General features: G+C 59.4%; 5 protein-coding genes. 1 reads left to right on the plus strand and 4 read right to left on the minus strand.

The window, feature by feature from the left end:
* The coding region (locus M0974_RS11085; RefSeq protein ID WP_297836189.1) for a bifunctional enoyl-CoA hydratase/phosphate acetyltransferase at positions 1-1,245 on the plus strand (1,245 nt) is incomplete at its 5' end.
* Positions 1,246-1,538: 293 nt separating this feature from the next.
* Here the strand turns inward: M0974_RS11085 and M0974_RS11090 are convergent.
* From M0974_RS11090 to M0974_RS11105, 4 genes are all read right to left on the minus strand, one after another.
* The gene (locus tag M0974_RS11090; protein WP_297836191.1) at positions 1,539-3,641 is read right to left on the minus strand and encodes a methyl-accepting chemotaxis protein; all 2,103 of its coding nucleotides are present in this window, start codon (positions 3,639-3,641) and stop codon (positions 1,539-1,541) included.
* A gap of 112 nt (positions 3,642-3,753) precedes the next feature.
* Positions 3,754-6,177, minus strand: a complete 2,424-nt coding sequence (locus tag M0974_RS11095) for an MMPL family transporter (RefSeq protein ID WP_297836193.1) — start codon at positions 6,175-6,177, stop codon at positions 3,754-3,756.
* 52 nt (positions 6,178-6,229) lie between these two features.
* Positions 6,230-7,333 carry a YCF48-related protein gene (locus M0974_RS11100; protein ID WP_297836195.1) on the minus strand — a complete coding sequence of 368 codons (1,104 nt, stop codon included), beginning with the start codon at positions 7,331-7,333 and terminating at the stop codon, positions 6,230-6,232.
* A 69-nt stretch (positions 7,334-7,402) separates the two neighbouring features.
* A partial coding sequence (locus M0974_RS11105) for a DUF1329 domain-containing protein (protein ID WP_297836197.1) occupies positions 7,403-7,736 on the minus strand: 334 nt, incomplete at its 5' end.

A 7,736-nucleotide genomic window follows, 5' to 3' on the forward strand; every position in this document is an offset into this window, starting at 1 on the left:
ACCACCCACTTCAACACCGTTTTCGCCCATGGCATGTGGGGGGGCGCGCTGATTTCGGCATTGATCGGCACGCAGCTGCCGGGGCCGGGTTCGGTGTCCTTGGGGCAAACCCTCAAGTTCCTCGCCCCGGTACGAATCGGCGACACGCTGAGGGTCTCAGTGATTGTCACCGCTCGCGACGAAGCGCGGCAGCTGCTGACGTTGGCCTGCACCGGCACCAATCAGGAAGGCGTGGTGGTGCTGGAAGGCGAATCCCTGGTACACGCTGCCAGTGAACATATCGATGTGCATCGGGTCAGCCTGCCTGGTATCGAACTGCGTCACAGCGCCGACGGCCTGAATCGCTTGTTGCAAGCCTGCCAGACGCTGGAACCGATCCGCGTAGCCGTGGTGCATCCTTGCGACGAAGTGAGTTTCGAGGCCGCCCTCGATGCCCGCGATGCAGGGTTGATCGATCCGATCCTGATTGGCCCAAGAGCCAAACTTGAAGCGTTGGCGGTCAAGGGAAACCACGAGATTGGCGGTTTAACTATCGAAGACGTGCCTCACAGCCACGCCGCCGCCGTTCGGGGCGCGGAAATGGCTCGCGATGGTCAGGTCGAAGCCTTGATGAAAGGCAGCCTGCATACCGACGAATTGATGTCCGCCATAGTCCCGTCGGCGGCGCAACTGCGTACCAAGCGACGGATCACCCACTGCTTCGTGATGCAGACGCCTTTTTATCCACGCCCTTTTATCATCACCGATGCAGCGATCAACATCGTGCCGACCCTGGTCGAAAAAGTGGACATCGTGCGCAACGCCATCGGTCTGGCGCATATCCTCGGCGTGAGCAATCCCAATGTAGCGATCCTGGCTGCCGTGGAAACGGTGAACGCCAACATGCCCGCCACCCTCGATGCAGCCGCGCTGTGCAAGATGGCTGATCGCGGCCAGATCACTGGCGCGGTCCTCGACGGACCGCTGGCGTTCGACAACGCTATATCCCTCGCGGCGGCGCGTATCAAGGGCATTCACTCACCGGTTTCAGGTAAAGCCGACATTCTCGTAGTCCCTGATCTGGAAAGCGGCAATATGCTCGCCAAGCAACTGGAATACCTGGGTGGGGCCTCCAGCGCCGGTATCGTACTCGGCGCCAAGGTGCCGATTGTCCTGACCAGCCGCGCCGACTCCCGAGAGGCGCGCATCGCGTCCTGTGCCATCGCCGCACTGGTCGCCCACCACTATCGGGTAACGCCGCCATGAGGAGGTCTTTTTGAAAACTCTCAATATCTGCGAAAGCGTGTTCTGGCGACCTTCCTTCGGGCTCAGCCTGCGGAACTCGACCCACTGATCAACCACCCCTTCAAAGGTATGCTCGAGTTTTTCTGAGGATGGTGATGGTGATGGAATTCAGTGGAATTCCATAGGGCCATAATTGGAGCGGGAAACGAGACTCGCATCTAGCGTCCTAACCATTGAAACCTAAGGGGTTTATTTTATTCATGAAGCAGGAAAAGACGACGGATGATCCTGGGACGCTCAATAGACAGCGCCCTTCACTCCGTATGGAATCGGCACACCACATTCCGCTGATGGTCGGCGAGACTGTTCAATTTCGCGCTGGCTTCTGATGCTTGATCCATTCCTTGTGTTACCGCCGTGGCTCCTGCATCGATATTCGTGATGTTCTGCTGGATTTTTTCGGCCACCGCCGCTTGCTGCTCGACCGCACCGGCTATCTGCATATTCATATCGGTAATCACCGAGACCGCCTCGACAATCCGCTCCAACGCCTGACTGACCTGTGCCGATTGTTGCACGCTGTGGGCAGCCTGTTTCTGACTGAACTGCATAGCATCGACCGCCTCCTGCGTGCCGCGTTGCAATTGCTGGATAAGTCCCTGAATTTCTCCAATAGCATTTTGCGTTTTGCGCGCCAGACTCCTGACCTCGTCTGCGACCACAGCAAAACCTCGACCCTGCTCCCCGGCCCTAGCGGCTTCAATAGCCGCATTCAGGGCAAGCAGGTTGGTCTGCTCGGCAATTCCACGGATCACCCCCAGGATTGCGCCGATATTTTCGCTCTCGGTGGCCAGTTTCCTGACTGTCTCTACAGCATGGGTAATGTCCACTGCCAGGGCTTGCACCGAGGCAGTGCTTTGCAGAACAACCTGAGTACCGGCGGACGCTTGATGATCCGCGCGCCGTGCTGCACTCGATGCAGACGTCGCGTTTTGCGCGATTTCCTGTGTGGTGGCGGTCATCTCATTGATGGCAGTGACCACCTGGCCAATCTCCGCAGTCTGTTGTTGCATGACGCCCCGAGTGCGTTCAGCGATGCCGGCACTTTCAGAAGCTGAATCATTGACTTGATGCACCGACTGCACGACCTCATGAATCAGCCTTTGCAGCGTATCCAGGAAGGTATTGAGCCCTTTTGCAATGGCACCTGACTCGTCGCGGCGTTCACTGCGCAAGCGCAACGTCAGATTGCCGCCCCCTTTGGCAATGTCGTCCAGCATGGCCACCATCTGCCGTAATGGGCGGGCAATGCCGTAGCCCACGAACCACATGACCAGCACCCCGCCGATCGCGATCAATAGACCGATCAGCCCCATGTGGACTAGGCCGCGTTTCTGCTGGACCTGCATATCCGTCTTCAACACGCTCAAGTCGCGCTCAACGATATCCAGTGGCAAACGAATCATCAGCGTCCAGTGGGTTCGGCTATCCCCTACGGCAAACGGAAGAAAGAGCTCGACCAGGTTACGTTGGCGATCAAGGTTGAAGATTGGCTCACCCGCCACGCGCCCCAATGCCGCGAGCTCATCTGAGTTCAGCAGGCTGGCGGCGGGCTGGGTAATCAGTTGAGGATTCTTGCTGTAGGCGATCAGGTGGCGGTTCTGGCCGAACAGGGCTACCTCAGCAGCGCCGTCATACAGTGCCCGACTCGCCCTCGTGACCAGCCCCTGAATGAAGTCCACCGAAGGCGCGTCTGCGGCAACCCCGACAAACTGCCCATGGACCGTTATCGGAACCGAAAAGATCGGCAGCAAGGTCTTGTGGCCCTCACTCTCATAAACCCGCGGGTCCAGCACGCACAGTGACTGGCCTTCTTTCGGGCAAAGGTAATACTCACCTTGACGATAACCCTCCGGGGCCGGCGTGGTGCTCTCCATATCGGTCATCGGGACCAGCAGAGGACCCTCGGGAGTACGGACCCAGGCCGGTAAAAATCGCCCCTCGGCGTTATGCCCTGGCTGCCCGCGGTAGGTCGCATCCAGCCGATCCATGCCGCCAGGCTCCCAACCGATGGAAACGCTGAGCAGGCTGGAATTACTCTCAAGCAAGCGCTTCAAGGTTGCGCTGAGACTCTCGCGCTTGAGCCCTTCGGCTCCAGAGGCCATCAGATCCGCCAAGTAACGGGGGATGCTCGCCGCATCGCGCAGCTGGGAGGCAATCTGCCCTACCTGCTCGCGGGCGCTGCTCAGCAGATAACTTTCGAGGTTCGTCTGCAACTGGGCCTGTATCCGCTGCTGCACCAATTCCTGGGTCTGCTGGCTGGAATAAAAGGTGAACATCAGCAAAGCCGCCACCGCCAGGATCAAGATACTGCCGGCCAATAACGTGACGGATGTTTGTACGGAGCGAAACTTCATGCTGCCTCCCCAAGCTGTAGCCGATTAATCAGGATCTCGCTGAGGCATCGACCGTGACAACGCTCCGGATTTTCCCGGGGCGTTGTCTTGGTGTACCTCCTTACCGAGCCCTTCAGCGCTCCTTGACTAACTGCGCAAACAAGCTCGTCTCAGGCTTTTTTGCGAAGACCTTCTGCGGCAGCAACAGCCAGGCCAATGCCGGCAGCAGGATCAAGGCGCCGAGCATGTTCACCAGGAACATGAAGGCCAGCAGGATGCCCATATCGGCCTGGAACTTGATCGGCGAGAAGGCCCAGGTCGACACCGCAACCGCCAGTGTCATGCCGGTCAGCAACACCACCTTGCCGGTGAACAGCAGCGCTTGGTAATAGGCCTGGGCCAGGGTGTCACCGGCGCGCATTCGAGCGAGAATCACGCTCAAGACATAGAGCGCATAGTCGATACCGATGCCCACGCCGAGCGCGATCACCGGCAGTGTCGCGACCTTCACGCCCATACCCAAAGCGACCATCAGCGCCTCGCACAGAATCGAGGTGAGCATCAGTGGCAACATCGCACAGAGGGTTGCGCGCCAACTGCGGAAGGTCAGCAGGCATAACAGGCTGACCGCGCCGTAGACCCAGAACAGCATCTCGTGCATGGATTTTTTCACCACGATATTGGTCGCAGCTTCGATACCGGCGCTGCCGGCGGCCAGCATGAATTTGACCTCTGGCACCCGATGCTCGGCGATAAATTTCTCGCTGGCCTCCACCACCCGGTTCAGGGTATCGGCCTTGTGATCAGCCAGGTAAACGTACAACGACAGCATCGAACAGCCCTGATTGAACAGCTCTCGCGGCGCTCGGGTCTGCACCGCACCTAGCGCGCCGTCATTGGGGATCAGTTCGTACCATTTGAAATTGCCTTCGTTGTAACCGGTCGTAGCGATCTTGCTTAGCGCTGCCATGGAGGTGGTCGACTCCACACCCGGTAGTTGCTCCAGCTGCCAAGCCAACGCATCCACCGCGGACAGACTGGCGTAGCGAGTGCACTGATCTTCCGGGGTTTTGATCATGACCACGAAAATATCTGAGCTGGCCGCATAGTTGCGGGTCATGAACAGCGCGTCGCGGTTGTAGCGCGAGTCGGCCCGTAACTCTGGAGCGCCGGGATCGAGATCGCCGATCTTCAGGTGCAGGCTCACGGCAAAACCGAACGCTGCCAGCAGCAGGCCGCCAAGCATGGCGCCAATGGCCCAGCGCCGTTGAGTGAACCTATCGAGAAAGCGCCACAACGGATGCTTGATCTGCGCCTGTAGCTCTGCGGTTTCCGTACTCAGGCTGCGTTGCGCCGCTGCTGAGCTGACACCGATATAGCTGAGCAGGATCGGCAGCAGAATCAGGTTGGTGAAGATCAGCACCGCCACACCGAGGCTGGCGGTGATCGCCAGGTCCTGGATCACCCGAATATTGATCAGTAGCAACACGGCGAAGCCCACCGCATCGCAGAGCAACGCCGTCATGCCGGCAGCAAACAGTCGACGGAACGTATAACGCGCGGCCACCACCCGGTGGGTGCCGCGACCGACGTCCTGCATGATGCCATTCATCTTTTGCGCACCATGGCTCATGCCGATGGCGAACACCAGAAACGGCACCAACGCCGAGTAAGGGTCCAGCTCATAACCAAGAATGGCGAGCAGACCAAGCTGCCAGAGCACCGCTATCAGCGAACACGTCACCACCACCAAGGTGCTGCGCGCGCAACGGGTGTAGCCATATAGCACCACCACGGTTACCAGTACCGCCACCACGAAGAACAGCAGTACTTGAGTCAACCCCTCGATCAGATCGCCGACGATTTTGGTAAACCCGGTGATGTGAATCTGCAGGTTATCGTTCTGGTACTTGTCCCGCAGGGCTTCCAGTTGCCGGGAAAAATCGCCGTAGTCCAGCGCTTTGCCAGTCTGCGGACTGATGTCGAGCAAGGGCACGAAGATCACACTGGACTTGAAGTTACCGGCCACCAATTGACCGACCTCACCAGAACGGGCGACGTTGGTTCGCACCTGTTCGATACTGGCGACCGAGCCATCGTAATCGTCGGGAATCACCGTACCGCCATCGAGCCCCTCTTCCGTCACAGCGGTCCAGCGCGTGGTCGGGGTCCATAACGACTTCATGTAAGGCCGGTCGACCCCCGGCAGCAGATAGAGCTCGTCGTTGAGTTTGGCCAGAGTGTCGAGGTAGTCCTTGTTGAAGATGCTGCCCTGCTTGACCTCCACGGCGATCCGCAGCGAGTTGCCCAGGCCACTCAATTCACTGCGATTCTCCAGGAAGTTGGCGACATAGGGATGACCCGTAGGGATAGTCTTCTCATAACTGGCGTTGATGCCGATTCGCGTGGCTTGCCAACCGAGCACCAGAGTCACCAACAGACACAGCAGGATCACCAGCGGTCGATGATTGAAAATCGCCCGCTCGGCGAAGTTGCCCGACGTCTGGTCGAAGCCTTCCAGGCGGCCGATCACGGTTTGGTTTTTGTCGTCTTTCAAGTCTGACTCCTGTTGCACGGGCCATGGCCCGATAGCGCTACACCGTGAAGTTTCAAGGTTTGCCGGATGCCCGCGGATCCTGGTCAGCGGCCACGCCACTCAAACCGACGCTGGCCAGACTGCCGTCGACCGCCTGTTGCAGGGCTGCGATCGTCGCGCCGCTGCGGCTCTGACGTTTGTCGAAACTGCGACCCTGGTCATGGCTGAACAAGAGTTCACCGCTCTGGCTGGCCATCAGCAGGCTGCCGTCACGCAACTCGATGGCGCTCGCCAGCGTTGACTCGACGCCAGTGTTTAGGCGCCGCCAACTGTTACCCTGGTCATCGGACCACCAGGCGTTACCGCGTAGGCCATAAGCAATCAAGGCACCGCTGCGGGTGCTGAGCAGACCGAAAAAGCTGCCTTCATAAGGTGATTTCAAAACCTGGAACGAATTCCCGGCATCCGTCGAACGCAACAGCAAACCACGCTCCCCCACCAGCAACATGTCATTGCCCGAAGCACGGATGCCATACAGGTTGAGGCCCTGCGGATTGTCCACATGCCGCATCCACGGTTGCCAGCTTCGCCCCCCGTCGTTGGTGCGGTAGATTTGGTTGTAGGCGCCGACGATATAACCCTGCAGCCGATCACTGAAGTACAGGTCGAGAAACGGTTTGTCCGGTCCGTCGCCCAGCAGACGCCGCGCCTGTTCCAGGCTGCTGGCACCGCCCGGCTGATCGGCATCACGCTGCGCAGCCTGCACCGCCAGCGCGGCGGCACCTTCACCATCGAGCTGTTTGTGCCAGGTTTCACCGCCGTCCTCGCTGTGCAGCACCACACCCAGATGACCGACCGCCCATCCTTGCTCGGCGTCGACGAATTGCACCGCCGTCAGACTAACGCTGACGGGCACACTGGCTTGACGCCAGGTGTTTCCCGAATCGTCTGAGAGCAGCACGATGCCGCGCTCACCGACCGCCACCAGACGCTCGCCGGCCCGGGTCAGCCCGAGCAACACCGCGCGCGGGGCTTTGGCGGTCGCCGGTGCAGGCTGCTGCAACACCGCAAGCGTTGCGGCCTGCGCAACAAGGGGTGTGCTCGCAAACAGACACAACGCCACCACACAGGCCCCCCATCGCAGGCCGAAGCTCGCAACGTTTTTTTGAATGTTCATATCGTTATCCCGCTTGGAAAATTGCAAGCGGCCGCGACGAGCGTCTTGTCCGTCACGGCCTCCCATGGTTCAACGCATGTTTTCGTTGGCCATGGCATCCGGCGTGAAATAGGAGGCCGAAGGTTTCGCGATCTTCTGGTACTGAACTGCCAGGTCGTTGCTCGATGAGTTGAGAAAGTAGGCGCCGGTGTCGAGGTTGTAGCTGCCCCACATGACCTGCGCGGTGAGAGCTGGCAAGTCCGGTGCCAGCAGCGTCAGCGAATACATCTGGCGCCCCAGCTTGCCTTGAGCGTCATACCCGTCGGCCAGCAGGATCTGCCAGGAGTCCTCATCGATGTAGTAGGTCCGACGCGGAACCACATGGCGCTTGCCGGACTTGAGTGTGGCTTCTACCACCCAGACC

Origin of the sequence: Pseudomonas sp., assembly GCF_026224925.1 — a bacterium.
Lineage (GTDB): Bacteria > Pseudomonadota > Gammaproteobacteria > Pseudomonadales > Pseudomonadaceae > Aquipseudomonas.

Excerpts from the sequence above, each read along its gene's own strand:
- M0974_RS11090 (WP_297836191.1), bottom strand. The coding sequence starts at position 3,641 with ATGAAGTTTCGCTCCGTACAAACATCCGTCACGTTATTGGCCGGCAGT.
- M0974_RS11100 (WP_297836195.1), bottom strand. The coding sequence starts at position 7,333 with ATGAACATTCAAAAAAACGTTGCGAGCTTCGGCCTGCGATGGGGGGCC.